Origin of the sequence: Chryseolinea soli (assembly GCF_003589925.1) — a bacterium.
GTDB classification, from domain to species: Bacteria; Bacteroidota; Bacteroidia; order Cytophagales; family Cyclobacteriaceae; genus Chryseolinea; species Chryseolinea soli.
The window spans coordinates 4,656,023-4,682,396 of the sequence record NZ_CP032382.1; the positions used below are offsets into that span (position 1 = coordinate 4,656,023).

Consider the following 26,374-nt stretch of genomic DNA (forward strand, 5'->3'; position numbering starts at 1 on the left):
CTGGAAGCGGGCCAGGCTAAGCGGGCGTGGAAACGCTCGACGATGCCTGAACTTGGCGTGATTGCCACCGCCGGTGCTTCAAATGGAAATACGCCATCGATCCGCCGATCAGCAGACTGCCTGCCGCCGAAACGGCATATCCCGCCAGGAGAAAGAAATCCAGCCAGCTCACCTCCGCAAAACCAAACTCTTTGAACAGCACCACCCCCAGGCTCCCGAGGTATCCAAAAGAGTCGGCGATGTACATAATAAACCCAACGGTACCCACATACTGGAAAGCCGCCAGCAAGCGGTCGAAGAAAATGCTGTTGAAGGGAATGTAGCCCAGGTACAGTCCCAATCCGATCAGGATCATCCAAACGGTGGGAGAGATCAGGTGCTGCTGGAACAAGAACGTGCTCACCCCCACCAACACCATGCCCACAAACACGATCAGGTGATTCACCATCAGGGCAACTTTGTTGTTCTTAATGATCATCGTGCTGCCAATAATAATGAGCACAGCAATGGAGATGGGCGTTTCCGTGGTGGCAAAGATCTCCGGTGAATTTCCATAGCCCAGCGACTTCCAGACCTCGGCCGAAAAATTGTCGCGCAAGTCGCGGAAGGTGGTGAGCAGCATGTAGCTGAGCGTGAACAAGACGATCCCCGGTAAAAAAGTAGCGACAAAATTCTTGCGCTCGGCGGCGTCCATCGGTTGCCGTTTGGTGCGCAACTGTTCGTCCAGTGCGGAGGGCGGTGGAAGTTTGTCCAGCAAATACAGAAACACCAGCAAGGGCACCGCGAACACACCACACGCCGCAAACGGCATCCACATTTCTGAAACGCCCCAATCGCGCATGATAAAGCCGCCAACGGACTTAGCAAATCCTGCGGAAAAAATAAAGCTCACCGAGAGTCCGGCGCCCAGCACTTCCGTGAACCGCCGTCCTTCCAAATACCCGAACACCATGCCCCAGACAAATCCAAGGGGGAATCCATTGGTAAAAAGAAATACCATATTATACGGCGCCGGCACCACGGCAAACAGCAACCACGACAAACCGGCCAATCCCACCATCAGCAGGATGCCCATGGCCCGCGAAGCGGCTTTCAATTCAGAGATGATCTTGATGCCGACAAACTTGGCGCAGCCATAGCCCACCACCTGGAAGATGACCAGCCAACTCTTATAACTCAACGCTCCCACCCGCATACCTTCGAACGTGGCTACGGAGAAGGCTTTGCGAAAAGCATAGATACAGGTGTAGAGACAAAACGCCATAAGGGTGGCATACAACGCAAACCAAAAACTGTGGGTATGCTTTAACCAGCGGGTGATGGGCGACTCAGAAGGTAATGCCATGCGCGTTAAATGAAAAGGGTTTCCAGCGGCCTTCGTGTAAACAGCTGATCGTTTTGAATCCGACACGGTGCAAGAGGGCGGCCGTTTCCGGGAAGTGGTTGGTCAGATCCTCCGGACGATGGGCGTCGCTGTTGATGGTGACGGGAATATTTTTCTCCGCCATCATCTGCAATATCCATGGACTGGGATAGGGATCCGTCAATTTTTTATGATACAAGCCGCGGGTGTTCACTTCGACGATGGCGCCGCTTTTTTTTATGAGGTCCAGCGTTTGCCGGAGCTGATCGACATACCACGGATCCTGCTCGCTGAAGAATTGGCCGTCTACATTTTGGATTTTGATCTTGTCCAGGTGACCGATCACTGTGGGGCAGGCCTCGTGGATCATCTGCCGCGTCAACTCGTAGTAGCGCACCAGCGTGTCGCGGATATTCTTTTGAAAGATCTTTTCATAACCCTCCAGGAAATGCGCGTGGGGCCCATCGATCTCCCAATGCGTGCCATCGGGCAATGACTCCACAAAATGGATGGAGCCGATGGTGAAGTCCAGCAGGGGGCTGAAATCGGTTGGAGCCACCATGCCGGGAATGAAGTCCACTTCCAGGCCGGCGTAGAGCTCAAGGTCCGGGGTGGTCGATTTGAGGCTTTGTATTTCGTCCCGGTAGGCCGACAGGTTTTCCGTCTTCATACACCATTTGGAGGGAAAGGGCAGGGGAGCGTGCGAAGAGAAGCCGAGACTGATCATGCGTTGCTCCCTGGCCCGCGCGACGTGATCGGCAAGTGTGCCTTTGCCGTCGCAAAAATGACTATGGGTGTGAACGTTCGACCACATCAGGGGCTTTGCGGGGTTGAGGTTTAACTTCCGATTTAACGTATTTCAACCGGGTTTCAAAATAGGAATGGGGGAGAGACCTGGGGGATTGGCGCCTTTTGCCTGTAGAAGAGCGTCACCCTCAACGCCATCCTAACGAGAGTCAGTCGCACAGAAGGCCTGAGTTTTTTATTAACAAATTCATCCTATGTGGGTGACAGAGAATTCACATGCGTGTTTCACCTTTGTGCCCGTCCTTCACCATTCAAGCAGAATATTTCTTCATAAGTTTAGGTTAATGAAAGAACTTCTTCGAAGGGCGAGCCCTCCAGCCGGGAGGGCTTTTTTATTTTATACCCCTGTAACGCTTGAGCCACGGACCAAATAGCAATTGAGCCGTACACCAACTAAATTGGATTTACAATTCGTCACCTTCGCCTTGTAAATGTGAACGGTAAATGGAAATCATAAAACTAAGCACGGACTGGGCCAAGGCAGAAGTCATTTCATCAAAAATGGTAAGCCTGTTGAGCTTGCTGATTTTTTTGGTTGCGCTGGGATTCTGGCAATTGGGCAAAACGCCCATGGCAAAGTCCTTTGTGTGGCCTTTGCTGGTTGCGGGCTTACTTTTAGTGGCGGTCAGTGCGGGATTGTACTTCGCCAACGCCCCTCGCATCGCACAATTTGAAGCCGCTTATAAAAAGGATGCCGGCACATTCATCCAAAGTGAACTCGCCCGAACGGCAAAATCGAAACACGATCTGGCTTTGGTTTTTAAAGTGCTTCCCATCATCACCATGGCCGCCACCCTGCTCATTATATTTACCCAATCGACCTTGTGGAGAGCCATCGGCGTGACAACCATCCTCCTCATGACATTATTGATGCTCATCGACAGTCATACCGAGGCGCGGAATACCGCATATCATCAAAAATTACAAACGGCAAAACCATGAGCGATAAGATCCTTCCGATAACGCGGGTTTTGGAAGATAGCTTTGTGTATTCATGCGCATTTGAAAAACAACGCGGCTTTGAACAATTCGTTCCGCATCATGTGCTGGCTTTTCAATTCTCGGGTGAAACCCATATCCAGCATCAAAGCGGGGTCATCGTTCTAAAGAAAAATCAGGTGTTGCTGGCGCGAAAGCATCAGCTGACAAAAACCGTAAAAATCCCTGGGGCCGATAAGGAGTATAAAATTATCTCGGTCATCCTTACAGATATCGCACTGCAACAATTTGTTTCGGAGGCTGACCTTACCAACAACAAAAAGTATGAAGGCGAAAATATCCTGCTGCTAAAGTCAGACGCATTGATGAAAAGTTATTTTCAGTCGCTGTTGCCCTATATAGAGAAGTCAAAAAAAATCAGCAAAAAATTAGCTGCTATCAAAATCAATGAGGCCATTGAATTGGTGTTAAATCAAAAGCCTTCGCTGAAAACCTTTTTCTTTGATTTCGCCAATTCGCATAAGATAGACCTTCAGAAATTCATGTTGCAGAATTTTCATTACAATGTACCCATCGAAAATTTTGCAAAGCTTACGGGCCGCAGCCTGGCGGGTTTTAAGCGCGATTTTGATAAAGTATTTCGAACATCGCCCCGCAAATGGTTACAAGAAAAGCGATTGGCAGAGGCCCACTACCTCATTCAACAAAAAAAGCAAAAGCCAGGCGATATCTATCTGGACCTGGGGTTTGAAAATCTTTCTCATTTCTATACGTCTTTCAAAGAAAAATTTGGAGTAACGCCGGAGACGCTCATCCGCCAACAACCCTAAGATCAAAGAAATCAAAACAAACATTGAAAAATGAATACGGAACAACAAGGGCAACAAGCGGCCGATAGACTGGCCATCCGCAACCTGGTGGATCAATATGCGTATTGTGCCGACACGCGCGATGCGCAGGGACAAATGGCGCTTTTTACAGAAGACACCCGTTTCATTGTGTTCATGGACGCTAAATCATCCGAACCCACCCAAATCCTCCATAAAAGAGCAGACCTTTTTCCCGTCTTCGATAACCTGAATACGTATCGTGCCACGATGCATTTCAACGGACAAAGCACGGTGCTACAGCTGAGAGATGACACCGCAACCGGTATTACCTATTGCATTGCGCACCATCAAACGATCAAGGACGGCGTGCAACAGCTGATGATCGCCCATATTAAGTATCATGACCGCTTTGTGAAACAAAATGAGAAATGGCTTTTTGCCGAGCGCAAGCTAATGGTGGATTGGATAGAAAATAGATAGTTCTCAGGCCTTTAGCTTTTTTCGGATCGCCTCATATTCACTGATGGTCCTGAATCCCTGGAACAGTTTATATAGAATGAAGAGATGAAAGGCCAGGGCCAGCCACTGGGCCACGAGCGCATAAATTGCCGCATCGATCACATAGACAATGGCACCAACAATAAACGCCCAGCGTTGCAGCTTGGCGGCAAAGTATCCAAAGAAAATGAAGATTGCCGCACCGGCAAACTGAATAAAATAATTGGGCTCCACCTCGATGATGTCTCTTATTAAAAAGCCGTCGATAAACGAGGGGATGGCAAGGCCGGCAATAAAGTAAGCTCCCTTGGCTTGCAAGAAGACATTAATAATAGAAAGCGCCGCAATGGCATAAAACCAATAGGCCGCCTTTTGTACATGGGTGGCGCGCTCTTCCAGGTTCATTTCTACAACATCCAAGTTCTCGGCAATTTCATTCGTTTCAACGGGGTCGGATTCTGGCGTGTTTTGCATACAAAGGTTTGGTTAGGTTTAAGGTTAAAATGTATTCGTTTTAAAACTTCGATTCGTGCTGGGTAATTTTATAGCGCCCGCAACGGCTCTTTAATCAGAGAGCACCAAGCGTCCTGCCGATGTATGTAGTCGCTCCAAATCGTCTCCTTTCATTCCAAAAAAGTGCCCGAAATCTAATGTATTGATATTTCATAACCCATTCAACGGTAGCTTTTCATGAAGTAATATACCCTATACGAAGTCATTCTTTTAGTGTTCTGTTTTGGGAGTTTTGATAATCCAACCTGCCAAGTGTTAGTCACGAAAACAGTTGGATCTGAATAACTAAAAAACAAACCTATTAAGTATGAGGAAAATTTTACTAGTCTGTAGTATGTGCCTCGCCATAGCCTGGAGTGTGGTGGCGCAGGACCGAACGGTTACCGGCAAGGTAACCGAGCAAGATGGCTCACCCTTGCCGGGTGTGAACGTTATTGTGCAAGGAACGTCCGTTGGAACCGTCACGGATGTGGATGGGAAATATTCCCTTAGCGTTCCATCGGGATTCAATGTGCTGGTCTTTTCTTTTATTGGATTGACCACGCAGGAAATAGATGTCGCCAGCCGGACCTCGGTCGACGTTTCGATGTCGACCGACGTGAAACAATTGGGTGAGGTGGTTGTCACGGCCGCCGGCATTGAAAGAGAGGCCAAGTCGCTGGGCTATGCCGTGAACTCGGTGAGCGGCGACAAGGTGTCGCAAAAATCGGAGCCCGATTTACTCCGCAGCATGCAGGGCAAAGTGGCCGGGGTGAACATCCTCAGCTCCAGCGGGGCGCCGGGCAGCGCCACGCGCATCACCATTCGCGGTAACAAATCCATGTTTGGTAACAACCAGCCGCTGTTCGTGGTCGATGGCATTCCCTACGACAACGGCTACAACGTCACCTCCAACGAAGTGACCGATGGAGCATCCTACTCCAGCCGCATCGCCGACATCGACCCCAACAACATCGAGTCGATGAGCATCCTGCCGGGCGGTGCCGCAGCAGCCTTGTACGGTGTTCGTGCCGCCAACGGTGTGGTGGTCATCACCACAAAATCGGGTAGCAGCCGCGCTTCGCGCAAAGGATTGGAGATCGCTTACTCTTCCGGTTTCGCAATCGAGCAAGTGGCCAACCTTCCCGAATATCAAAACAAGTATGGCACCGGTTCGAAAGGCGACTATGCAGAAGCCAACGGTAGCTGGGGTCCGGCGTTCAACCGCCCCGGTCCGGGCGTGAACTATGGTCTCGACGGCAGCACAACCCCCAACGGAAGCGAAGTGGATTCCATTCCGTACTGGTCCTCGTATGCGGCTGTTTTTCCGAACGGCCCCAAGATGGTGCCCTATCAGGCCTATCCCAACAACGTGAAGGATTTCTTTAAGAATGGAAAGGTGTTCGAAAACTCCATCACCATCAGTGGTGGTAACGAGAAGTCGGTGCTCACCCTCGTGGCATCAAACCTGAAGCAGGATGGCTACATCCCGCATTCGTCATTCAACAAGACCAACGTCAGCTTGGGTGGACAAACCCAGTTGGTGAACGGTCTTCACGTGGGTGGAAACCTCTCGTATACAAATTCCGCGCAGCGTGGACCTTTGAGTGGTTACGGTTCGGCGAACCAGGTGAGCGCCTCGGCATTCTCGCGTATTCTCTTCCCGGGCCGCAGCTGGGACATCACTGGCCAACCCAAGTTTGACCCAGTCACGCAAGGCAACGTGTTCTTCCTGGGTTCTGCTGCCGACAACCCGTACTGGTCTGCCCAGAACAACGGCATTCGCAGCAACGTCGACCGGATAGCCGCCAGCGTAAATGCAGGGTATGACATCACGGACTGGCTAAACGTCACCTATAAGATCGGTGTCAACACCTACAACGACCGCCGGAAAGAAATTACGCGCAAGGGCTCCGTAGGTGCGGCAGGACTCGGACAGATCATCCTGGACAATATCTACTACCAGGAAATCGAATCGAACTTGCTGGTCACCATCAACAAAAACATCACGGATGACCTGAGCCTCAAAGCGATCATCGGACAAAACATAAACCAACGCACCGGCGAAAGCCAGGCGGTGAAAGGTGTGAACTCCATTGCGTTTGACATCGACGACATCGACAACTTCAACTCGGTGACGCCCTTTGGAGGCACGTACTATCGCAGAAGACTGGCGGGCCTCATGGGCGATGTTGCTTTGGGATGGAAAGACTATTTGTTCCTGAACCTTACCGGCCGCAACGATTGGTCGTCTACCTTGCCCAAAAGCAAAAACAGTTTCTTCTATCCGTCGGTGAGCACCTCCTTTATTTTTACCGAGGCGCTGGCCATGGACAAGAGCATTCTTTCCATGGGTAAGATCCGTGCCGCCTGGTCGAAGGTGGGTAACGACGCGTTGCCCTATTCCCTGAAGGCAACCTACAACCTCAACCAAGGCAACAGCAGCAACCTCGTAGGGGCGCTGCCTGGAAACGACCTGCCGTTCAGAGGACACCCGGGGGCTACGACCGGTACGACGGTGTATGACCCCAACCTCACACCGGAATTTAGTACGACCATCGAATTGGGAACGGACCTGTCATTTTTCCAGGATCGCATCAATGTGAAGGCGACGGTGTATAAAATCAACACCACCGACCAGATCGCACCCATCGCGCTGCCTGACGAAACAGGCTTTAACCAGATCATCACCAACTTCGGCGAATTGTCGAACAAGGGGATTGAACTCGGACTGGATGCCACGCCCGTTAAACTCGCCAACGGCTTTACCTGGAACATCTATGGCACATACACGCACAACGAGAACATCGTAGAGAAACTTTCTCCCGGGGTGGATGAGATCGTACTGCGCAACGTTTTTGGTGGCAGCGTGACCCCCATGCTGGCGGTAGGCAAGCAATACGGCATGTTGAAAGGAACCTATGATGTGACCGACGATCAAGGCAGGTTCCTGATCGACCCCGCCACGGGCGCGACCATCATCTCCAAGGACTTCCACTACATTGGAAATCCCAACCCGAAGTTCCTGGCCAGCTTGGGCAACGCCTTCAGCTTTAAAGGATTCACGTTGTCTTGCTTGTTCAACCTGCGCTATGGCGGCGACCTTTTCTCGGCCACCAACCAGTTCTATGTCGGAAGAGGCGTGACGCGCTACACCGAGGAACGCGATGGAACCTTCATCATTCCCGGCGTTTACGGCGACACCAACACCAACAAGCCGATCCTGGTCGACAACAAGGAAGTGCACAACACCACGCAAGTTATTAAGAACGACCTCTACTTCCAGACGGCCGGCGGTGGCTTTGGTATCAATGCTTCTGACAAACAAAGCATCTTCGATGCCACCGTGCTTCGCCTCAGCGAAGTAACGTTTGGCTACAGCGTGCCCAAAGTGTTCTTGAAAAAGACACCGTTTGGATCCTTGAGTCTCACGTTCACCGGCCGCAACCTCTGGTATAAGGCCCCCAACTTCCCGAAGTATTCCAACTACGATCCGGAAACCACCTCTTTCGGTGGTCAGAACTACACCGGTATAGAATACAACACAGCACCTTCGGTGAAGCGTTATGGCGTGAACCTGCGTGTTACCTTCTAATTTAACCTCGAACGAATCATGAACATGAAGACATGCACTAAATACATCGCCCTGTCCCTTTGCGCCTGGATCGCATCAGGGTGTAGCGATTTTCTCGATATCAACACCGACCCCAACAACCCCAGCAAGGTGAAGCTTTCGCAATTGCTCACGCAATCGGAAGTGACCATGGTGAACTCGTTGGGCATCGGTTCTAACGGTCTTTCTACCAGCACTTCCATATTGGTTCACCAAACCGTACAACGCGGCAGCGTGGATTCGTATGTAGTGTCGGGAGAAGACTTCCAGATCACCACCGCGTGGCAGAATTTATATTCAGGGGCATTGGAAGACTACCTGGCCATCATTGAGCAAGGCACGGAGAGCGGCGACGCACACTATGTCGGCGTGGCCCAGATCCTGACCGCCTACTCTTACAGTGTCATGGTTGACGTCTGGGGCGATATTCCCTATTCGGAAGCCCTCGTTGGGAACGCGGTGCACTATCCGAAGTACGATGACGATGCATCGATCTATCCGAAATTGCTGGAAATGATCGACAATGGCATCGCCAACCTCGCAGCAGCCTCCGGCGTCTCGCCGGGAGGTGATGATGTACTGTACAATGGCGACCTGGATAAATGGAGAAGATTTGCCAAGAGCCTGAAACTGAAATTGTACAACCAAACCCGCTTGGTAGACGATGTCACCGCGGAGGTAAATGCGCTGCTGACCGGAGGCGACCTGATGAAGGCCGGCGACGATTTCGAGTTGGCCTATGGCACATCGGTTTCTCCCGACGACCGCAATCCCGCTTTCGTCTTGGAATATACGCTGGGTAATCGCCCATCCTATATCAGCCCTTACTTCTACGAGATCATGATGAACAAAAGCACGTTGAATGATGTGCTCAGCGGCATCACCGATCCGCGCACGCCCTACTATTGGTTCAAGCAACTTACCGACCCGGCCGATGCTCAAAATCCCACGGAATACACCGATACCAACGGATTCCTGTCGATCTACTTTGCTTCACAAGGTGTGAATCAGGGCTGGCAGCAAGACCGGTCGCAAACCGTGCTCGGACTGTATCCCATCGGTGGTCGCTACGACGATGACGAAGGCGGCATCGTAAATACTTCGGGCGCTATTACCGGCCCGGGTAATGTAGCCCAGCGGTTGTATCCCTACTTCAGCGCGTTGTATACGCAAGCCGAATTGGCCCTCACCGTGCCGGGTGTGACCGGCGATGCCCGGGCGCTCTTCAAATCGGGTATGCAGGCCTCCTTCGCCAAAGTGAACGCGATCGCACAAGCCGCGAACGCTCCGCTCATCGCCGCGGCCGATGTCACCGACTATGTGAATGATGTGTTGGTGAAATACGACGCCGCCGATAACAACGGTAAACTGGAGTTGATCCTCACCGAAAAATGGATCGCCAGCTTTGGCTTTGCCATGGATACTTATACCGACTATCGCCGCACAGGCTTCCCCATCATGTTCGATCCCAATACGGACAACATTCCCTTCACGGTGACCAGCCGGGGATATCCGGTATCGCTCGCCTACAATGCGAATGCCTTGAACCTGAATCAAAATGCACCGGCACAAAAAACGGTGACGACTGACAGAGTGTTTTGGGACCCTAACTGATGATGTACTTTAAAATCTTAGCTTATGAAATATAAAATAAACTATATAGCGCTGGCGGTTCTCGGAATGCTGCTCACGTTCTCGTGCGAGGACAAAGACAAGCAATTGTTCGATGACTTCGAGCAAGGGTCGATCCCGCTCTTTGCCCAGGAAGACGACGATTCGGGGCTGGTGAATTTTCTCGATCCGGACCAAACCATGTTGTCGTTCAACGTCACGACCGAAGGATTGTCGCCCGTGAGCAGCGTCGATGTGTTGGTGACCTACAACAATTCGGAAACCGGCACCAGCGAGACGGTCACCTATACCAACGTGACTACTTTCCCGGCAACGGTGAAGATCACCCTCAACCAATTGCTGGCCGCCTTTGACACGGATGTAGTGACCCAGGACTCGTTGAGCCTTGGCGATAACTTCATCGTCGGCGGTGCCATGAAAATGGTCGATGGCCGCTACCTCAACGGCGGTTATAGCCCCAGTGTGTTCAGCAAACGGCCCGTCACCCTCACCTACACGGTGAGTTGCCCTTCCAGCATTCCCGAAGGCAAATGGGAAATTCATGTGGAGTCCAGCGATGCAACGTATACGGTGAACCTCACGAAAGTGGGCGGGGGCACCTATACAATCGATAACTTCAACTTCGACTATGACCTGGATTTCTATGGCGGCTTCAACGACCTGGCCGGAGCGGCAACTTTCGTTGACATCTGCAACGACCTGACGTTGAACGGCGTCGAGCCCAATTATGGCATCTCGTGGCGCGGCAGCGGCGTGTACGACCCCGTGGCACAAACCCTTACTTTTGGCGAGATCACCGATGTGGAGTATGAGCAAGGACCCTATACAAACGGTGGCGGCGACTGGGTGTTGACGTATAAACCGTAAAACAGAAAAGGAGTTATTTTGATGGAAAGAGAGGCCGCCCACAAAGCGGCCTCTCTCCGTTTATAAAATACCGCTTTTAGTTTCTGATACTCTTTTTCTTTTTTAGCTTCAAACTCATTAACCTGAATCTATGCGACCCACCTTGCCCTCCCTGCTCTTGTTGGTGCTTTTTCCCTTGCTTTCGCTCGGTCAAAAAAAGAAAGCCGACACCGAACCTGCACCCGTCACTTCGCCTATTGCCGACAAAGTGAAGAACTTCAAAAAGCTTCCCGGCTATTTCGAATATTACTATGACGAAAAGCAAGACAAGATCTGGTTGGTCATCGACAAGTTCGACACCGAATTCCTGTATGTCTACTCGCTGTCGGCCGGCGTAGGCTCTAACGACATCGGTCTCGACCGCGGACAACTGGGTTCGGAGCAAATCGTGAAGTTCGACAGAAGGGGCCCCAAGGTATTGTTGGTGCAACCGAACTACGCCTACCGCGCCATCTCCAACGACAAATACGAACGCAAGGCCGTGGAAGACGCCTTCGCGCAGTCGGTACTCTATGGATTTAAAGTCGAGGCAGAAGAAAATGGCAAAGTATTGGTAGACGCTACCAACTTCTTTCTGCAAGACATCCACGATGTGAAGGGAACGTTGAAAGCCACCAAGCAAGGAAGCTACCGGCTCGACGAATCGAGATCGGCCATCTATACCCCCCGCACCAAAAACTTTCCGAAGAATTCAGAGTTTGAAGCTACGCTCACGTTTCTGGGCGAACCCGAAGGTGCGTATATCCGCAGCGTGGTGCCGTCGCCGTCGAGTGTCACAGTGCGGGAGCACCACTCTTTTGTGGAGTTGCCCGATCAGAACTATACACCCCGCAAGTTCGACCCGCGTGCAGGCTACTTCGATATCTCCTACTTTGACTATGCCACGCCCATCAGCGAGCCGATTCAAAAACGATTCATCACCCGCCACCGCCTGAAAAAGAAAGACCCCACGGCGGCCTCAAGCGAAGCGGTGGAGCCCATCATTTATTACCTGGACCGCGGCACACCCGAGCCCATCCGCTCGGCGCTGCTCGACGGCGCCCGTTGGTGGAACCAGGCCTTTGAAGCGGCCGGATACACCAACGCCTTCCAGGTGGAACTGATGCCCGAAGACGCCGACCCGATGGATGTGCGTTATAACGTGATCAACTGGGTGCACCGCGCCACCCGCGGCTGGTCGTATGGAGCCTCAGTGATCGACCCCCGTACGGGTGAGATCATCAAAGGCCACGTAACCTTGGGATCGCTGCGCGTGCGCCAGGACTTCCTCATTGCCGAAGGGCTGTTGGCCCCTTACGAAGAAGGTAAACCCGTATCGAAAGAAATGGAAGCCATGGCCTTGTCGCGCCTGCGTCAACTCGCGGCCCATGAAGTTGGCCACACGTTGGGTTTGGCTCACGCGTATTCGTCCAGCAGCGAGAACCTGGCATCGGTCATGGACTATCCCCACCCGTATGCCGCCCTGGTCAATGGCAAAGTGGACCTGAGTCATGCCTACGACGACAAGATCGGCGCGTGGGACAAGGTATCCATCACCTACGGCTACCAGGACTTTCCATCCGGCACGGCCGCAGAACCTGCCCTGAACAATATCCTGCAACAAGCCTTGAAAGCCGGCCTCACATTTCTATCGGATCAGGACGCCCGTCCGCTGGGTGGATCGCATCCGTACGCCCACCTGTGGGACAACGGCAAGGACCCTGCCGATGAGCTGAGCCGCGTGCTCGACATCCGCACGGCGGTGTTGAAGAACTTTGGAGAAAACAACATTAAGCCGGGTGCGCCGATGGCCACGTTGGAAGAAGCGTTGGTGCCCATGTATTTTTTCCACCGCTACCAGACCGAGGCGTGCGCCAAGCTGGTGGGAGGCCTCAACTACCGGTATGCCCTCCGTGGCGACGGTCAACCCGTGACGGAAATGGTGTCGCCCGCCGAACAAGCCAAGGCCCTCGATGTATTATTGAAAACGATTGCGCCCCAGTCGCTGATGTTTCCCGACAAATTACTCCAGATCATACCTCCCCGTCCTTTGGGGTATACGCGTCACCGCGAGGTGATTAAGATCCGCACCGAACTCACCTTCGATGCCCTCGGCGCTGCGGAGAGCGCCTCACAAATGACACTAAGTTTGCTGCTCCACCCGGCCCGCGCCGGCCGGTTGGTGGAGTACCATGCCCGCGATCCCAAGCAGCCGTCGCTGGAGGAGGTGATCGATAAAGTGATCCTGGCCACCTTCAAGGCGCCGCGCAAGAGCGGCTACGAAGGAGCCCTCCAAATCACGGTAAACGACGTCCTTTTGACCAATTTGATCCAGTTGGCCCTCGACAACAATGCTTCTCCACAGGTGCGGGCCATCGCCTATTTAAAGCTCGAACAAGTCAAAGCCTGGATGACCCCACGCTACCAATCGGTGGTGGATGAGGACTGGAAAGCGCACTATACGTATGCTCTGGCCCAAATTCAAAAATTCCAGGAAAATCCCGACGAGTATAAAAAGGAGGTCCCCCTGGTTGCGCCTCCCGGTCAGCCGATTGGAATGGACGAAATTGGTTTTTGCGGTCGTTTTTGATAAATCCGGCGAATAAAAAGGCATTTTATGGTTCTTTTTTATAGAAGCCCGGCATGTAGGTTTTCATGTTTTTTTGAGTGGAATTTAAGATGGGGGCTGGCGAAGTTGCATGAACGGAATTGGAGCTTCCCCTATGTTACACCGAACGACCTTAGTCGTCTTGTTGCTATTACTGGTGCCTGCTTTCTGTTTTGCCCAACGAAGCGAAACGGATAGCCTGGAAAGCCTTGTAAAAAACATTCCGTCAGACACCACGAAGGTGTGGCTCCTCAATAAACTGGTGACCGGTCTTCGCGAACGCGACAACAGCAAAGCCATGGAATACGGCCGCCAGGCCCACGACCTGGCCCTCGTGCTCAACTACGAACGGGGACTGGGACAAGCCCTGGAGAATCTCGGCTGGATCCACTACCGCAAGGGTGATTATTCGCGTGCGTTCGAACTCTCTACCGCAGCCCTGACCATTGCCGAAAAATTTAATGACGGGTCGGCCATCGCCCGGTGCCTCAACAACGTGGCGGCTATCAGCTATGAACAAAAACAATTCATGGTGGCCATCGCCAACTTCAAGAAAGCCTACGAAGTAAGCAAACACATCGGCGACAGCGTGGCCATGTCGCGCAGCACGAATAACGTGGCGTTTAGTTTCCTGGGGATGGAGAGCTACGACTCTGCCCGGGTTTACGCCGAACGTGCGCTGAAAACAAGTCACGGCAAAGACAAACTTTTCCTGGTCGGATTTTCGTATCGCACCCTGGGCGACATCGACGTACACGACAAACAGTACGAGAGTGCGCTTACTAAATTTCACCGCGTGATCAGCATTGCCGATGAACTGGGCAACGTTTTCCTGAAAGTCTCTACGCTGCACCGCATCGGCAAAGCCTATTATTTGCTCGGCGATCCGGACCGTGCGCTTTCCCACTTGTTGCAAAATATTTCGCTGGCCAACGAGAATCAATTCAAAAACGAGATGGAGCGTTCGCTGAAACTGGTGTCGGAGATCTATGCCTCAAAAAAGGAGATCGGCAAGGCGTTCGACTATCAAACCCAATACCTGGCCGTTCACGATTCATTGTACAACCAGCGCAACGGCGAACAAATGGCCCTGATGCAGGCACGCTTTGATTCGGAAATGAAAGAAGCCAAGATCGAGTTGTTGTTAAAAGATTCCTTGTTGAAAAAAGAAGAGCTGCACGTGCAACGCAGCCTCATCTATTTTTCCGTGGGATCATTTGTGCTGATGGCCTTCCTCGCTTTCGTGTTGCTCTACAACAACCGCGTAAAGAAACGGGCCAACGACCAACTGGCCGCCAAGAACCTGGAGATAGAACATCAGGCGCAGCAACTGCGCAACGTGAACATCACCAAAGACAAACTGTTCTCCATCATCAGCCACGACCTGCGAAGCCCCTTGGCCAGCCTCCGCGGACTGATGGACATCATGAGTATCGAGGAACTGACGCGTGAGGAGTTCCAGACCACTACCACGAAGCTGCGTCAAAACCTGGACTCCGTACGCGAAGATCTCGACAACCTCCTGTTCTGGGCCCAGTCGCAATTGAACGGACTTCAAAGCAATCCCACGTTCCTGAAGGTGCGCCCGCTGGTGGAAGAAAAGATCCAGCTCTACGAGGAGATCGCGCGTCAGAAAGAGATCACGGTCGTGAACGAGATCGAAGAATCGCTGTCGGTGTTGGTAGACCGGAATCACATCAGCCTGATCATCCGGAACCTGCTCGCCAACGCCTTGAAGTTTAGCAAACCGGGTGGCCTCATCATTGTGCGCGAGAAGCTGAAAGGCGACCTGGTCGAGATCTCCATCACCGACTCGGGTGTGGGCATGACGTCGAACGATCTTCGGAAACTATTCAATGTCGAAACACACTTCTCCAACCCGGGCACGTTTCAGGAAAAAGGTGCCGGCATCGGCTTGTTGCTGACCAAGGAGTTCATAGAAAAAAATGGTGGATCCATTTGGGCCACCAGCGAGCTGGGCAAAGGATCCACCTTCACATTCACCGTTCGGCAAGACACCAACCTCGTGAACGAAGAAGAAGTCGTTTAACGGCAAACGTCAGTAATTCATCACGGTAATCAGCCCTTCAATTTTTTCAATTCGGCCTCATACGCGGGAGCGTTTGCTTTCTGGTCTTCAGGAATATTCTTGATGGCCAGTTCCCAGTTTTTGATCGCGCTTTTTTTGTCGCCCATGGCCGTGAAGCCGCGAGCCAGTCCCACGTAGGTGGTAAACATATCGGTGGGATGCAGTTGGCGGTTGAGCTTGAACACGTCCATCGCCTTTTGATTTTTACCGGAGGCCAGTAACGCCCGTCCGTATTGATGCACGGCCATCACCGTGGCGGTAGGTTGTTTAATGGCTTTGTCCATGACCACGTCTGCTTCTGCATCCTTGCCCATGGCTTGCAAAACCAGGGCCTTGGTTTGAAGGGAATTAAAATCTTCGACGCCGATAAAGTTTCCACTGATCGCGTTGTCGGCCCAGTGTAATGCTTCCTCCAGGTTCACTTTATTCTGGGCACAGAACTGTGCGGCCGCCATCCAGGGCTGATTGGTAAAACCGGCTGTGGTGCCTTCCAATTGGCCACGAAGTTTGTTCACATAAATGTCGTTCACATTCGGCACTTCGATCTTGAATGGGATCCGGCGGTTTTCCCATTGCAGATAGCCCGTGGCCGAGGTTTGCTGGCGGTCGTCAAAGCCATAGGTGAGCCATTCGGTGTAGGGGGCATCCACGGGGGTGGTCTTCACGCGCAGCGCATCTTCTTTCGGATTGTAGAAGTAGCTGCCCCAGCTGGTGGAGTTGTTGGAAAAGATCCAGGTCCAGGGGCCTTCTTTCTCAACGTCGAGATATACACCATAGGTGCCGGCCTTCAGGGGTTGGCCTTCGATCTTCACATCGTTGGAGAAGGTAATCGTCGTGTTTTCGTTGGAACCTGCACGCCAGGGAGCGGCCTTGGACGTGCCATAGCCCTGATCGATAAAACCGTAGTGTACCAACTCCCCCCAGATGTGACCTTTGCGGTCTTCTCCGTTGGGGCCATGAACATCCGGACTGTTGTAGGTGATGGAAACCGAGGCGGGACCGATCCATTGTGTAACGGTACATTTTTGGTTGCCACCACTGGGTGGCAGGGCCAATTGAGCAAGCAACTGCAGGCTCAGACATAAGCCGCAGGCCAGGAAAAGTAATTTTTTCATAATGAGTTATTGGTTAGGGTTGAAGTAAAGATAAACGAATAGCCTCCACTTTGGGTGTCACCCTTTCCTAGGTATTTTGATCAGACCGAATGAAACGCGCGTTCCGGTACCAATACTTGCAATGCACCCGGCATGATCCGGATGTCGAAATGGTCGTGTTCGCCACACGGTTCGCCGTCCACGTGATAGGCCACGGGATGCTTGGTTTTGAGGAGAATGGCCGGTGCTTCGAGGATCTGGCAAATGGCCGAGCTTTTCAATTGGCCGGTAAACATGGCATAGACAAAATCCATACGGTAGGCCGGCACTTTTTTCATGATATTGATGTGCAGCAGCCCGTCGCGCACGGAAGCCGCAGGGGCCACCCGCGCATTGTTGCCATACTGCGACGAGTTGGCAAACGCAATGATAAACGCTTGCTCGTGGATCGTTTTTCCATTCAACTCCATCGCCACTTCGAAGGGCTTGAACTTCATAAACTCGCGAAGGGTAATGGAAGCGTAACCCACGAGACCACGCCGGGTGTGGTTCGCAAAAAGATTGGCAATGTGTCCATCAAAACCGATACCCGACACGTTGAGCGAAAGTTTGCCGTTCACTTGAAAAGTGTCCATGGCCAACGCGCGGCTGGTGAAGATCTGGTCGATGGCTGTGGGGGTCTTTACCGAGATGCCCAGGTGCCGCCCCAGCCCATTGCCCGAACCCCGGGGAATGATGCCCATGGGGAGGGGTGTGTTGATCAGGCCCTGCGCCACTTCGTTCAACGTGCCATCGCCACCCACCGCTACAACAAACGCATAGTCTTTCCCCACCGCGTCGCGGGAGAGCTCCGTGGCATGACCGCGGTCGCGGGTGAACTCGATGGTGCACTCCACGTCGTTCTTGATGCAGGTGTCGATGATGCGGCCTTCCAGTTTGGGTTGGTAGCCGGTGCCGGCATATTTATTTACGATAAACAGGGCCTTTTTCATGCGGTGGATTTTCGCCTTCAACGTTAGTCATTTTTTTGAAGTTCTCCACTGGTCTGAAGGCCAGGATATTCCTCCGCATTTCGCGGACCTCCATGGCCTGATATGAAAAATGGCACCCGGTACCAGACCGCGTGCCATTGTGAATGACGTATGATGGAAGTCTACTTCTTGACTTTCTCCTGGATGTATTTCACAGCCTGGCCAAAGGTTTGCATCTTCTCAGCGTCGTCGTCGGGGATGCGGATATCGAACGTTTGCTCGAATTCCATGACGATCTCTGCATAATCCAGCGAATCGATGCCAAGGTCTTTTACGAAGTTGGCTTCGGGGGTGATTTCCGATTCTGCGATACCCAGCTTTTCCGTCAATATTTTTGTCACTTTCTGCGGGATGTCTTGCATAGCGATAAAACTGTTTCGGGGTAAATGTATTAAATCCGCTTTTGCCCTCCAAGCGGGTTTGGGGTGGGAGGGGAAACTTTCGGAGTGGTGGCTGTGGTGAAAAGAGCGGGCGGTGAGCGTGATGGTGCGTGGGTCCGAAAACTTGTTGGTGGGACACCGATAGGTGGGTGCGAGGTGTATCCCGACGGTGAAGGGGAATATTTTAAGCGCGGGGGAAAAACCCTCTTGTTGGTGTCCCACCAACAAGAAGCGGCGGGGGACCACCATAAAAAGTAGGGATCAAAACCGCATAAAAAACTCAGTGCCTTTGCCGACAGTGGATTTTACGGTCAGCGTGCCCTGGTGAACGCGCATGATCTGGCGCGAGAGGCTGAGCCCGATGCCGGAGCCTGATTTCTTCGTAGTGAAGAAGGGGATGAAAATTTTCTCCATCGCTTCAGGATCAATGCCCGTGCCGTTGTCTTTGACAGCAATGACGGCGCGCGATTTTTCGTTTACAAACACCTTGATCTCTATCTTTTTCTCTTCCTGGTCTTCGAACGCTTGGATGGCATTGCGGATCAGGTTGATCAACACCTGCTCGATCATGTTCTTGTCGGCAGAGAGGGTGAGGTCTTCGGGGTAGACCGATATGGTGAGTTGGATGCCGCGGTCGTTCAGGTCGCGGCGGTGCAGCATGGCCAGTTCCTCCAGCAGTGTGCGGATGTCGATTTGCACGGGCCGGGGCTTGGGAATGCTGGTGAGGCTGCGGAATTCTTTTACAAAATGGATCAGTCCTTCGCTGCGCTTGCTGATGGTCTGAAGCGAGAGGTGAATGTCGCCGAGTTGTTCCTTGGTGAGGGGCTCGTTGTTGTCTTCCTTGACGTGAGGTTTCAGTTCCTCTTCTACAATGCCGGCCAATGATGAGATGGGGGTCACCGAATTCATGATCTCGTGTGTGAGCACGCGCACCAGGTTTTGCCAGGCCTCCATTTCTTTTTCTTCCAATTCGCTCTGGATGTTCTGGATGGAGATGAGCTTCACGTTCTCGTTGCGCAGCGTCAGCTCGATCGCATAGATGGAAAGCTGCACCAGTTCTTCCCCGATCTTGAGGCGCACCAATTCGCGGCCGCCGGTCTTCAGCTTTTCGAACACGTTCACCAGCGTGTCGCTCACTTCGGCCAGGTCGCGGATGTTGACGGCGCGGTTGATCTTGAGTAGCTTGCGCGCGGCGCTGTTGAAAATTTCGATGTTGCCGTCTTCCTTGAACACGATGAGGCCGATCCCCACGTGCATCACAATATTTTTGAAGAATAGAAACTCCGAATCTTTTTCACGACGCGAGCTGCGCAGCTTCAGCATGGCTTCATTCATTTCCTGGTGAAGCCGCTTCACGGCGGGGTCGTCGCTTTCGGTCTTGAACGAATAGGAGAGGTCGTCGAATTGGATGGAGTCGAGGAACGAGGCCATGTTCTCGTTGGAACGGTCGAGGTACTCTACCAGCAATTTGATCTGGTAAGCGCTCACCGCCAGGAAGATGAGGGCATACATCCAGTCGCCGCGGGAAAAAGCAAAAAAAGCAAAAAGAAATATGGAGGCAGATAAGAACGCTACCCTTGGGAGTACAGGTGTTTTCCAGTTGAAATTAAAGTCCATACTTCTCCATTCGACGATACAGCGAGGCGCGCGTCAATCCCAGTTCGTCGGCGGCCTTTGAAATGTTGCCGTTGTGCATTTGCAGCGCTTTGGCAATGGCCGTGCGTTCCACTTCGTCCAGGTTCAGGGTGTTGTTCGCGGGGCCTGACGTGAGCGACCGGCTGAGGAGGAAATCGCTCTCCTGCAGCGTGGCCGAGTCGGTCATGATCACGGCGCGTTCGATGGCATGTTGCAACTCGCGGATATTGCCGGGCCAGGCATAGCGCTTCAGGCGGTCGAGGGCTTCGCTGGCAATCGTGGTGACCAGCTTGTGATATTTCTTGGCGTAATAAGCAAGATAGTGTTGCGCCAGCAGCGGAATGTCTTCCACGCGCTCGCCCAGCGGCGGTACGCGGATCTCCACGGTATTGATGCGATACAAAAGATCCTGGCGGAACGTGCCTTCCTGCACCATCTTGTGGAGGGGCATGTTGGTGGCGCAGATCAACCGGATGTTCACGGGAATGGCTTGGTTGGCACCGACGCGTGTCACTACGCGGGCTTGCAGGGCACTCAGTAATTTACTTTGTAAACTCATGCTCAGGTTGCCGATCTCGTCCAAAAACAGGGTGCCATCGTTGGCCAGTTCAAACCGGCCGGGCCGGTCTTCGCGGGCGTCGGTGAAGGCGCCTTTCTTGTGGCCAAACAATTCGCTTTCGAATAGGGTCTCCGTGATGGCCCCCATGTCGACCGACACAAAGCTGTTGTCTTTGCGCAGCGAGCGTTGGTGGATGGCGCGCGCGATGAGCTCTTTGCCCGTCCCGTTCTCGCCCAGGATCAACACGTTGGCATCGGTCTTCGCCACTTTGTCGATGAGGGCGAACACTTCCTTGATGGAACCGCTGTCGCCAATGATATCGCCGAAAGGCTTGCTGATCTGTTCCTCCAGCATCTCCTTTGCTTTCTTCAACTTATCGACCTGGTTGTACGATTGCTTCAACCGTATCGCCGTGGCGATGGTGGCGATGAGCTTTTCATTTTGCCAGGGTTTGAGAATGAAATCGGTCGCGCCTTGTTTGAGGGCACGCACGGCCATCTCCACATCGCCAAAAGCGGTGATGAGGATGACCACGGCCGTGGGGTCGTGGGCCAGGATCTGCTCCAGCCAATAAAAACCTTCCTTGCCGCTGGTGATGTCCTTGCTGAAGTTCATGTCGAGCAAGATCACATCATAGCTATCGTTGTTGAGGAGGAAGGGAATTTTCTTTGGATTCTTCTCAATGATCACGTGGTGGCCTTGCTTCTTGAGCAACATCTTGGCCGCGAGCAACACATCTTCATCATCATCGATCATTAAAATTTTGCCGCCTTCAGGATTCACAGTGTATGGTAGATTTAGGGTGAATGATCATCTCCAGGGAATTTTGTGCCAACTTCGAAATCAAGCGAATTTCGCCCATAAAGCGGACACGACTGTCCCTGAGGGTACAAAGATGTTCAAAAATGAACAGTTTTATAGTACGGTATTACGGTTTTGGCGTAAAAAAATCGATTGTCTTGTCCCGGATACTATAGATCCGCTCGTCGGTGACCAGGAAGAATTGGGCGGGCTGGGGCAGGGCCTGTTCGCGGGTCTCGGTGGTGAATAAGTTGAAGAACTTGAGCTTGTTCGCCTCGATATAGTACAGTTCTTCGCCGATAAAATTGAAGCTTTTCAGCGTTGGGCTTTCGATGGTCCTGAGCCATTTTCCCATCCGGTTGAAGACCTGGATGCCTTTGCGCGGCTGCAGCAAGAAAACAAACCCCTGGTACTCCCGGATAGCGGTAAACGCCTTGACATCCTTATAAAGCCCGGGGGGAATCTTCACGTCCACATCGACGGTCTCCGTGGCCTTAGTAACTTTTTTCAAACTACCGTCGGCGGCATCAACCACCCAGATGTCGTGGTCGCCGGAGATGGTGACCAGCCAGGGCTCGATCACAAAGGACGAATCGAGGTGATATGAGGCGGTCATGTCGAACGACGGATTATAAAAAGCATAATGGCGGTCGTTCCGGAAATAAGCAAAAAGCCGCGAGCCGTCGCGGGGATCAAACTGTGTGGGCAGGGTGCCGAGTTTGTAGACCACCCCCAGGGTTGCGTCCGGCGCGAACCGTTGCAGTTGCCCGCCTTTGGTGATCACGTAGAGGTCGCCGGGCCGGTCCACGGTGGCGTAGAGAATGGTATCGCTGAGGGAAATGGATTTGATCTTCACTTGCGCCGACGCCGCGGAGACGCTGAGCACCAACACTAAAAACAAAAACCGGAGCGGATATTTCATGTGGGGGATTTGAAAGTTTTAAGTGCTACCTGCTGTCCATCATATTCGGCATAGGTGCTGAAATTCACCCACTCGCCCGTGTTGATGTAGCGGCTGTTGGCGCCGATCTGCAGGTCGAGCGGAAGGTGGCGATGGCCAAAGATGTAGTAGTCGAAGTGCTCGCGGCTTTCCAGGTCTTTGCAATAGGACCAAAGAAACTCGCCTTCTTCTCCCTCAAATTTTTCCTCGCGCTTCTGATTACCCAGGCGGCTCTTGCGCGACCAATAGTTTGCAATGCCTATGCCAAAGTTGGGATGAAGGCGCGCAAACAACCATTGACACAACTTGCTGTTGAAAAACTTCTTGATGAATTTATACGTGTGGTCGCCCGGACCCAATCCATCGCCATGACCGATAAGCAATTTTTGTGCGCCCACCTGCAGCACTTGTGGATCGCGGAAGATGGGAATGCCTAGCTCCGTAGGAAAGTAGTCGAACATCCACATATCGTGATTGCCCGTGAAGAACACGATGGGGATACCCGCGTCGCGCAGCTCAGCCAGCTTGCCTTGGAGGCGGATGAACCCGCGGGGGATGGCGTGACGATACTCGAACCAGAAGTCGAAGATGTCGCCCAGCAGATAAATGCTGTGGGCCTCGTGCCGCACTTCCTCCAGCCAGGCTACGATGCGTTTTTCGCGTTGCAAACTGGTGGCGTGGTCGGGAACACCCAGGTGAAAGTCGGAAGCAAAGAATATTTTCTTTCCGTGAAGGCTGGCGACGGGTTCGATCATAAAAAAACTCAGGTGCTTGGGACACCTGAGTTCAAAAGTAAGATTAAAATGTCTAAATCAAGCTAGTTCGCTTCCTCGGGCGCCTCGCCCTCCAGCGTAGGAGTGGGGTCAACACCCGGCTGCTCGTTTTCGAGTGCTTTCTTCTCATACTTACCCTGGCCGTTGGTGAACTGCTGGTAAGTGGTCAGCTTCTCGAAGGGGCGTTTGCCGATGAGTCTTTCCAGATCGGCCTGGAACAGGATCTCTTTCTCCAGCAATTCCTTGGCGATCAGGTCAAGGTATTGACGGTGCTGGATCAGCAACTGCTTGGTGCGGGCGTATGCCGCATCGATAATTTTCTTCACTTCATCGTCGATCTTCTCAGCCATCGCTTCGGAGTACGGTTTCTGGAACGCGTAGTCCGATTGTTTGGAGTCGTAGAACGACATGTTTCCGATGGCGGGATTCATACCATAGATGGTCACAATGCTGTAGGCCATTTTGGTGATCCGCTCGAGGTCGCTGAGCGCGCCGGTCGAGATCTTGCCGAAGACAATTTCTTCTGCTGCGCGGCCACCAAAGGCCATGCACATCTCGTCGGTCATCTGCTCGGTTTGATACAGGAACTGCTCGCGGGGGAGATACTGCGCATAGCCCAGTGCGGCTACACCGCGGGGCACGATGCTCACTTTCACCAGCGGGTCGGCATGCTCCAGGAACCAGCCTGCCACAGCGTGACCGGCTTCGTGGAAGGCCACGATCTTTTTCTCTTCGGGGAGAATGATCTTGTTCTTCTTTTCCAGACCACCGATCACACGGTCGATGGCATCCTGGAAGTCCTGCATGTCTACGGCTTTCTTATCTCTGCGGGCGGCAATGAGGGCCGCTTCGTTACATACGTTGGCAATTTCTGCGCCGGCAAAACCGGGTGTCTGCGCCGAAAGTTTTTTGGGATCCAAGCTCGGATCGAGTTTGATGGGCTTCAAATGCACTTTGAAGATCGCCTCGCGTCCTACGATGTCCGGCTTGTCGATGCTGATCTGGCGGTCGAAACGTCCGGGGCGCAGCAAGGCTGAATCCAGCACGTCGGGACGGTTGGTGGCGGCCAGGATGATCACACCGCTGTCGGTGGCAAAGCCGTCCATTTCTACCAGCAGCGAGTTCAATGTGTTTTCACGTTCGTCGTTGGCACCGGGCAACTGGCCGCGTCCGCGGGAGCGTCCGATGGCGTCAATTTCGTCGATGAACACGATACAGGGTGCTTTTTCCTTGGCTTGCTTGAAGAGGTCGCGCACGCGGGCCGCGCCCACGCCGACAAACATTTCCACGAAGTCGGAGCCGGAGAGCGAGAAGAAGGGAACGCCTGCTTCGCCGGCAACGGCTTTTGCCAATAAGGTCTTACCGGTACCGGGAGGGCCCACCAGGAGAGCGCCTTTGGGTATTTTACCACCCAGCTTGGTGAACTTACCGGGGGTCTTCAAAAAGTCTACGATCTCTTTTACTTCTTCCTTGGCTTCGTCCAGCCCCGCTACGTCGGCGAAAGTGATTTTTACTTTGCTTTCGGCGTCGAAGAGGGCGGCTTTGGATTTGCCGATGTTAAAGATCTGTCCGCCGGGGCCGGCGCCACCGGTCATGCGGCGCATCAGCATCCAGAAGCCAAACAGGAGCAGGAAGAGGAAGCCCCATTGCACGAAGAGCTGAAAGTAGTCTTCGCGGTCTTCGGGTTTGTATTCGGGCGATTTAGCGGCGGGCAGCTTGTCGCGGAAGGTGCGGAACTCCTGGTCGAAGTTGCCGGCGTCTACCACGTGCATGACATAGTGCGGACCGCTGTTGTTGGGCGTGCTGAGCATGCCCTTGTTGAGGTCGTCCTTATATTTGACGTTGTTCAGGGCATCCTGCGTCAGGGTTACTTCTACGAATTTCCGGTTTTGAACCAGCACCACCTTTTTTACGTCGCCATTGCTCACCATCGTCTTGAAATCGTCGTAGTCCAGGTCTTTCAGGTTGCTTGAATTGCTGAAATACATGACTCCGAAGATCACCGCCAGTGTGGCCAGAATGACCCAAACCTGGTAGTTGCCACGGGGTGGCTTATTGGGTAAAAGGGGCTTATTATTTTCTTTCTTGTCAGCCATTATCTATTTCCTCGTCAATTTTTAAAATATCAAATCAATAACGTGTTGTAAATGAATTGGTTTTTATTTACCGTCTTCAATTTCGGTAATGTCCGCGTCACCCCAAAGTCTTTCCAGCGCATAAAATTCGCGTCGGTCTTTGCGGAAGATGTGGACCACTACGTCAATATAGTCGAGCAGCATCCACTCTTTATTGTTTTTTCCTTCGGTGTGCCAGGGATTTTCTTTCAGGGTCTTAAAAACTTCGGCGTCTACGGAGTCTGAAATAGCATCCAGTTGTTTGTCGGAGTTTCCGGAACAGATCACGAAGAAGTCAGCAACGGCGTTCTTTATCTTGCGAAGGTCCATGATCACAATATCCGTGGCCTTTTTCTCCTGCATGCCCTTTACAATCACATCGCTAAGCTTTTCGGCGCTGGCTCCCTTCCTTTTTTTAGCCATTAATCTATCTTCGTTTTTTGTTTAACCCACAAAACTAATCAAAAATACCTTGTATAAAATTCCTGCCAGTACGCTTTTCCTTGGAAAAAACCTTGTTTTTGTGCCGGAATGTCATTCCACCAACACCCTGGCCCTGCAACTTTGCCAGAATTCCGGGCCGGTGGAAGGCACTTTGGTGATCACCCCGAATCAAACGGCCGGCCGAGGCCAGCGCGGAAACGGCTGGGAGGCCGAACCCGGCAAGAATTTTACCTTCTCGCTCATCCTGAAACCCACCACGCTGGCGGTAAAGGACCAATTTTACCTGAACATCTTCACTTCACTGGCGCTCCACGACTACGTGACGGCCAAAGCATGCACCGCCGTTCGTGTAAAATGGCCCAATGACATTTACGTCGGCTCCAAAAAAGTATGCGGTATACTGGTGGAAAGCCAGATTTCGGGAAATAAGTTCTCGCATGTGGTGGTGGGCATCGGGTTGAATGTTAATCAGCAGAAATTCGGCACCGATACGGCAACATCGTTGAGCGTCTTGACCGGACTCCAATTTGACCTGCAGACGGAGTTGGAAACGTTACTGAAATTTCTTGAAGCGCGTTACCTGCAACTGCGCGAAGGGAAGATGACTTTACTGATGGAGGATTATCTGAATGTCTTGTACGGATTAAACACGCCGTTGTCGTTTGACGTGGACGGCATGCCCGTGGAGGGCATGATCGCAGGGGTGGATGAGTCGGGGAGGCTTCGCGTTTTAATGGAGGGGAAGGAGCGGGTGTTTGGTGTGAAAGAGGTTGGTTATAAAGTAGTGTGACGGCGTGCGCTATAGGACGCCAATACTTCCTGTTGATTATTTTTATAAATTAATGTA

General features: G+C 52.5%; 21 protein-coding genes. 9 read left to right on the forward strand and 12 right to left on the reverse strand.

From position 1 onward, the window contains the following. Window positions 1-16: 16 nt before the first annotated feature. Window positions 17-1,345 carry a DUF5690 family protein gene (locus tag D4L85_RS19810; RefSeq protein WP_228450542.1) on the reverse strand — a complete coding sequence of 443 codons (1,329 nt, stop codon included), beginning with the start codon at window positions 1,343-1,345 and terminating at the stop codon, window positions 17-19. Continuing rightward, window positions 1,329-2,177, reverse strand: a complete 849-nt coding sequence (locus tag D4L85_RS19815; RefSeq protein WP_119755934.1) for a histidinol-phosphatase — start codon at window positions 2,175-2,177, stop codon at window positions 1,329-1,331. Before D4L85_RS19815 ends, D4L85_RS19810 begins: the two co-directional genes overlap by 17 nt. Window positions 2,178-2,614: 437 nt before the next feature. Here D4L85_RS19815 and D4L85_RS19820 point away from each other — a divergent pair, with 437 nt between their 5' ends. Genes D4L85_RS19820 through D4L85_RS19830 form a run of 3 tightly spaced genes read left to right on the forward strand, consistent with a single transcriptional unit; the run spans window position 2,615 to window position 4,419 of the window. Beyond that, window positions 2,615-3,112 carry a hypothetical protein gene (locus D4L85_RS19820; protein ID WP_119755935.1) on the forward strand — a complete coding sequence of 166 codons (498 nt, stop codon included), beginning with the start codon at window positions 2,615-2,617 and terminating at the stop codon, window positions 3,110-3,112. After that, window positions 3,109-3,939 carry a helix-turn-helix domain-containing protein gene (locus tag D4L85_RS19825; RefSeq protein ID WP_119755936.1) on the forward strand — a complete coding sequence of 277 codons (831 nt, stop codon included), beginning with the start codon at window positions 3,109-3,111 and terminating at the stop codon, window positions 3,937-3,939. The genes D4L85_RS19820 and D4L85_RS19825 overlap by 4 nt, the downstream gene beginning before the upstream one ends. Window positions 3,940-3,969: 30 nt before the next feature. Further along, on the forward strand, window positions 3,970-4,419 hold the full coding sequence (locus D4L85_RS19830; RefSeq protein ID WP_119755937.1) for a nuclear transport factor 2 family protein: 450 nt from the start codon (window positions 3,970-3,972) through the stop codon (window positions 4,417-4,419). A gap of 3 nt (window positions 4,420-4,422) precedes the next feature. On the opposite strand, the gene D4L85_RS19835 is transcribed toward D4L85_RS19830, so the two are convergent. After that, a complete protein-coding gene (locus D4L85_RS19835) occupies window positions 4,423-4,911 on the reverse strand; it encodes a hypothetical protein (RefSeq protein WP_119755938.1) in 489 nt (162 codons plus the stop codon). A 346-nt stretch (window positions 4,912-5,257) separates the two neighbouring features. On the opposite strand from D4L85_RS19835, the gene D4L85_RS19840 reads away from it, so the two are divergent. From D4L85_RS19840 to D4L85_RS19860, 5 genes are all read left to right on the forward strand, one after another. Then, window positions 5,258-8,524 carry a SusC/RagA family TonB-linked outer membrane protein gene (locus D4L85_RS19840; RefSeq protein ID WP_119755939.1) on the forward strand — a complete coding sequence of 1,089 codons (3,267 nt, stop codon included), beginning with the start codon at window positions 5,258-5,260 and terminating at the stop codon, window positions 8,522-8,524. 18 nt (window positions 8,525-8,542) lie between these two features. Beyond that, window positions 8,543-10,156, forward strand: a complete 1,614-nt coding sequence (locus D4L85_RS19845; protein ID WP_119755940.1) for a SusD/RagB family nutrient-binding outer membrane lipoprotein — start codon at window positions 8,543-8,545, stop codon at window positions 10,154-10,156. 24 nt (window positions 10,157-10,180) lie between these two features. After that, window positions 10,181-11,041, forward strand: coding sequence for a hypothetical protein (locus D4L85_RS19850; protein ID WP_119755941.1), 861 nt, complete (start codon window positions 10,181-10,183; stop codon window positions 11,039-11,041). A 130-nt stretch (window positions 11,042-11,171) separates the two neighbouring features. Then, window positions 11,172-13,649, forward strand: coding sequence for a zinc-dependent metalloprotease (locus tag D4L85_RS19855; protein ID WP_119755942.1), 2,478 nt, complete (start codon window positions 11,172-11,174; stop codon window positions 13,647-13,649). Window positions 13,650-13,782: 133 nt separating this feature from the next. Beyond that, on the forward strand, window positions 13,783-15,717 hold the full coding sequence (locus D4L85_RS19860) for a tetratricopeptide repeat-containing sensor histidine kinase (protein WP_160143866.1): 1,935 nt from the start codon (window positions 13,783-13,785) through the stop codon (window positions 15,715-15,717). A 29-nt stretch (window positions 15,718-15,746) separates the two neighbouring features. Here the strand turns inward: D4L85_RS19860 and D4L85_RS19865 are convergent, their stop codons facing one another. From D4L85_RS19865 to rsfS, 9 genes are all read right to left on the reverse strand, one after another. Next, window positions 15,747-16,871: a DUF2911 domain-containing protein gene (locus D4L85_RS19865; protein ID WP_119755944.1), complete on the reverse strand. Its 1,125-nt coding sequence runs from the start codon at window positions 16,869-16,871 to the stop codon at window positions 15,747-15,749. A gap of 80 nt (window positions 16,872-16,951) precedes the next feature. Next, window positions 16,952-17,842: a diacylglycerol/lipid kinase family protein gene (locus tag D4L85_RS19870; RefSeq protein ID WP_119755945.1), complete on the reverse strand. Its 891-nt coding sequence runs from the start codon at window positions 17,840-17,842 to the stop codon at window positions 16,952-16,954. Between the two features lie 161 nt (window positions 17,843-18,003). Continuing rightward, window positions 18,004-18,243: an acyl carrier protein gene (locus D4L85_RS19875; RefSeq protein ID WP_073139866.1), complete on the reverse strand. Its 240-nt coding sequence runs from the start codon at window positions 18,241-18,243 to the stop codon at window positions 18,004-18,006. A 279-nt stretch (window positions 18,244-18,522) separates the two neighbouring features. Continuing rightward, complete coding sequence (locus tag D4L85_RS19880; RefSeq protein WP_119755946.1) at window positions 18,523-19,878, reverse strand: sensor histidine kinase; 1,356 nt, start codon at window positions 19,876-19,878, stop codon at window positions 18,523-18,525. Next, window positions 19,868-21,211: a sigma-54-dependent transcriptional regulator gene (locus D4L85_RS19885; RefSeq protein WP_119755947.1), complete on the reverse strand. Its 1,344-nt coding sequence runs from the start codon at window positions 21,209-21,211 to the stop codon at window positions 19,868-19,870. The genes D4L85_RS19880 and D4L85_RS19885 overlap by 11 nt, the downstream gene beginning before the upstream one ends. A 172-nt stretch (window positions 21,212-21,383) precedes the next feature. Further along, window positions 21,384-22,178 (reverse strand): hypothetical protein, encoded by a 795-nt coding sequence (locus D4L85_RS19890; protein ID WP_119755948.1) that lies wholly within the window; start codon window positions 22,176-22,178, stop codon window positions 21,384-21,386. After that, window positions 22,175-22,951, reverse strand: coding sequence for a UDP-2,3-diacylglucosamine diphosphatase (locus D4L85_RS19895; RefSeq protein WP_119755949.1), 777 nt, complete (start codon window positions 22,949-22,951; stop codon window positions 22,175-22,177). The genes D4L85_RS19890 and D4L85_RS19895 overlap by 4 nt, the downstream gene beginning before the upstream one ends. A 62-nt stretch (window positions 22,952-23,013) precedes the next feature. After that, on the reverse strand, window positions 23,014-25,065 hold the full coding sequence (gene ftsH, locus D4L85_RS19900) for an ATP-dependent zinc metalloprotease FtsH (protein WP_119755950.1): 2,052 nt from the start codon (window positions 25,063-25,065) through the stop codon (window positions 23,014-23,016). Between the two features lie 63 nt (window positions 25,066-25,128). Next, entirely contained in the window at window positions 25,129-25,506 is a 378-nt protein-coding gene (rsfS, locus tag D4L85_RS19905) for a ribosome silencing factor (RefSeq protein ID WP_073139880.1), read from the reverse strand. Between the two features lie 100 nt (window positions 25,507-25,606). Here rsfS and D4L85_RS19910 point away from each other — a divergent pair, with 100 nt between their 5' ends. Continuing rightward, complete coding sequence (locus D4L85_RS19910) at window positions 25,607-26,317, forward strand: biotin--[acetyl-CoA-carboxylase] ligase (protein WP_160143867.1); 711 nt, start codon at window positions 25,607-25,609, stop codon at window positions 26,315-26,317. Window positions 26,318-26,374 lie beyond the last annotated feature (57 nt).

Coding starts and splice junctions, on each gene's coding strand:
- D4L85_RS19840 (WP_119755939.1), top strand. CDS start 5,258: ATGAGGAAAATTTTACTAGTCTGTAGTATGTGCCTCGCCATAGCCTGG.
- D4L85_RS19810 (WP_228450542.1), bottom strand. CDS start 1,345: ATGGCATTACCTTCTGAGTCGCCCATCACCCGCTGGTTAAAGCATACC.
- D4L85_RS19870 (WP_119755945.1), bottom strand. CDS start 17,842: ATGAAAAAGGCCCTGTTTATCGTAAATAAATATGCCGGCACCGGCTAC.
- D4L85_RS19880 (WP_119755946.1), bottom strand. CDS start 19,878: ATGGACTTTAATTTCAACTGGAAAACACCTGTACTCCCAAGGGTAGCG.
- D4L85_RS19850 (WP_119755941.1), top strand. CDS start 10,181: ATGAAATATAAAATAAACTATATAGCGCTGGCGGTTCTCGGAATGCTG.
- D4L85_RS19895 (WP_119755949.1), bottom strand. CDS start 22,951: ATGATCGAACCCGTCGCCAGCCTTCACGGAAAGAAAATATTCTTTGCT.
- D4L85_RS19885 (WP_119755947.1), bottom strand. CDS start 21,211: ATGATCGATGATGATGAAGATGTGTTGCTCGCGGCCAAGATGTTGCTC.
- D4L85_RS19860 (WP_160143866.1), top strand. CDS start 13,783: ATGTTACACCGAACGACCTTAGTCGTCTTGTTGCTATTACTGGTGCCT.
- D4L85_RS19815 (WP_119755934.1), bottom strand. CDS start 2,177: ATGTGGTCGAACGTTCACACCCATAGTCATTTTTGCGACGGCAAAGGC.
- rsfS (WP_073139880.1), bottom strand. CDS start 25,506: ATGGCTAAAAAAAGGAAGGGAGCCAGCGCCGAAAAGCTTAGCGATGTG.
- D4L85_RS19825 (WP_119755936.1), top strand. CDS start 3,109: ATGAGCGATAAGATCCTTCCGATAACGCGGGTTTTGGAAGATAGCTTT.
- D4L85_RS19875 (WP_073139866.1), bottom strand. CDS start 18,243: ATGCAAGACATCCCGCAGAAAGTGACAAAAATATTGACGGAAAAGCTG.
- D4L85_RS19845 (WP_119755940.1), top strand. CDS start 8,543: ATGAACATGAAGACATGCACTAAATACATCGCCCTGTCCCTTTGCGCC.
- D4L85_RS19835 (WP_119755938.1), bottom strand. CDS start 4,911: ATGCAAAACACGCCAGAATCCGACCCCGTTGAAACGAATGAAATTGCC.
- D4L85_RS19820 (WP_119755935.1), top strand. CDS start 2,615: ATGGAAATCATAAAACTAAGCACGGACTGGGCCAAGGCAGAAGTCATT.
- ftsH (WP_119755950.1), bottom strand. CDS start 25,065: ATGGCTGACAAGAAAGAAAATAATAAGCCCCTTTTACCCAATAAGCCA.
- D4L85_RS19855 (WP_119755942.1), top strand. CDS start 11,172: ATGCGACCCACCTTGCCCTCCCTGCTCTTGTTGGTGCTTTTTCCCTTG.
- D4L85_RS19865 (WP_119755944.1), bottom strand. CDS start 16,871: ATGAAAAAATTACTTTTCCTGGCCTGCGGCTTATGTCTGAGCCTGCAG.
- D4L85_RS19830 (WP_119755937.1), top strand. CDS start 3,970: ATGAATACGGAACAACAAGGGCAACAAGCGGCCGATAGACTGGCCATC.
- D4L85_RS19890 (WP_119755948.1), bottom strand. CDS start 22,178: ATGAAATATCCGCTCCGGTTTTTGTTTTTAGTGTTGGTGCTCAGCGTC.